Source organism: Loktanella sp. DJP18 (assembly GCF_049310965.1).
Taxonomy (GTDB): domain Bacteria; phylum Pseudomonadota; class Alphaproteobacteria; order Rhodobacterales; family Rhodobacteraceae; genus Loktanella.
Map to the genome: position 1 here is coordinate 1 of NZ_JBMERN010000295.1, position 1,759 is coordinate 1,759.

The window sequence follows — 1,759 nt, forward strand, 5'->3', positions numbered from 1 at the left end:
TATAGCGCGACAATCTTGATGAGACCTGCGCGTCAATCTGGATGAGATTCTACGTCGCGGTGTCTTTGATCGTATCAGCGTGATTGTCGCTGGCAAGTTCTGTTTCGGGTGTTGATTGACGCTCCGCGACAATCTGGGGCGTGTTGTTGATGGTCGCGAAGGCAGCGGGCCGTCCGCGGTTCCGCTTTGCCTCCATGGCGCTTCGCCGCCGGAAGCTTTCGACGTTCATTTCGAAGATCGTGGCGTGGTGGACCAACCGGTCAACGGCCGCGAGCGTCATGGCCGGGTCCGGAAAGACCCTGTTCCATTCGCCGAAGGGCTGGTTCGCGGTGATCAGAACGGATCGCCGCTCGTATCGGGCCGATATCAGCTCGAACAGCACGCTGGTCTCGGCCTGGTCCTTGGTGACGTAGGCGAGATCATCAAGGATGAGCAGGTCAAACTTGTCGAGCTTGGCAACGGCGGCCTCGAGCTGCAATTCGCGCCGCGCGACCTGCAGTTTTTGGACCAGATCAGTCGTTCTGGTGAACAGGACGCGCCAGCCATTCTCGATCAGGGCGAGTCCGATGGCGGCTGCGAGATGGCTCTTGCCGCCGCCAGGTGGGCCGAACATCAGAACATTGGCGCCCTTGGCCAGCCAGCTGTCTCCCGCAGCCATGGCCATAACCTGCGCTTTGGAAATCATCGGCACAGCTTCGAAGGCGAAGGTGTCGAGCGTCTTGCCCGGCGGCAGATGCGCTTCGGCGAGATGACGTCCGATCCGGCGGTTGGCGCGTTCGGCCAGTTCATGCTCGGCGATGGCCGCAAGGAAGCGCGCAGCAGGCCAGCCCTCGCGATCGGCAACTTCTGCGAACTGGGGCCAGAGCATCTTGACCGTGGGCAGGCGCAACTCGTTCAGCATGATGCCAAGACGCGCCTCGTCGATGGGATGTGCCGTCTTCATGCCGTTTCTCCCATCCAGACGGCCGGGGCGACAAGCGCGTCATAGCTGTCGAGGCCAACCTGCTGCACCGTGACGGTTGGCAAATCTGAGGGGTCTGGTCCAAATTGCCGTCGCAAGGCGACAGGATCGGGCAACTGCCCGGCATCCAGGACCCCCTCCAGTTCCTCGGCCAATTCCCGTTCGCATCCGCGATCATGGGCCAGCGCGAGCAGCTCGACGGTGACCTTGCAGGCAATCTTCTCGGGCAGATGGGCAATCAGCGTATCGAAGGCACGCCGATAGGCCAGACGCGGAAACAGCTTGTCGCGGTAAACGAGGTTCAGCAGCGCCATCGGCTTGCGCCGCAGGGAATGAATGACATGGTGGTAGTTGACCACCTGGTCATGCCGTCCATCGGAATGGGCACGCCCACGCGGCAGCGACATCAACCGGGTGCCACCCATGAAGACCTCCAGCCGGTCATCGTAGAGGCGGATCCGCAGCCGATGCCCGATCAGGCGCGATGGCACAGTGTAGAACACCTTGCGCAGGGTGAACCCGCCGGTGCTGGAGACGGTGACGATGACTTCCTCGAAGTCTGTCGTGCGGTGGGCAGGCAAAGCTTGCAGATAGGTTCGCTCTGCCGCGATACGCTTGCCTTGGGCCGCGTTCCGACGCCCGACAATCTCATCGATAAAGGCACGATAGGCTGCGATGTCCGCAAACTCTGCGCTGCCCCGCATCAGCAGGGCGTCACGGATCGCCGCCTTGAGATGCCCATGGGCGCTCTCGATCGAACCATTCTCGTGTGCCACGCCGCGGTTGTTGCGCGTCGGC

At 62.1% G+C, this 1,759-nt stretch carries 2 protein-coding genes; both read right to left on the reverse strand.

Annotated elements, in window-relative coordinates:
* Window positions 1-49: 49 nt before the first annotated feature.
* Complete coding sequence (gene istB, locus ACOI1H_RS25345) at window positions 50-943, reverse strand: IS21-like element helper ATPase IstB (protein ID WP_422441065.1); 894 nt, start codon at window positions 941-943, stop codon at window positions 50-52.
* The coding region (locus ACOI1H_RS25350; protein WP_422441067.1) for a Mu transposase domain-containing protein at window positions 940-1,759 on the reverse strand (820 nt) is incomplete at its 5' end. The genes ACOI1H_RS25350 and istB, both read right to left, overlap by 4 nt.

Coding starts and splice junctions, on each gene's coding strand:
- istB (WP_422441065.1), bottom strand. CDS start 943: ATGAAGACGGCACATCCCATCGACGAGGCGCGTCTTGGCATCATGCTG.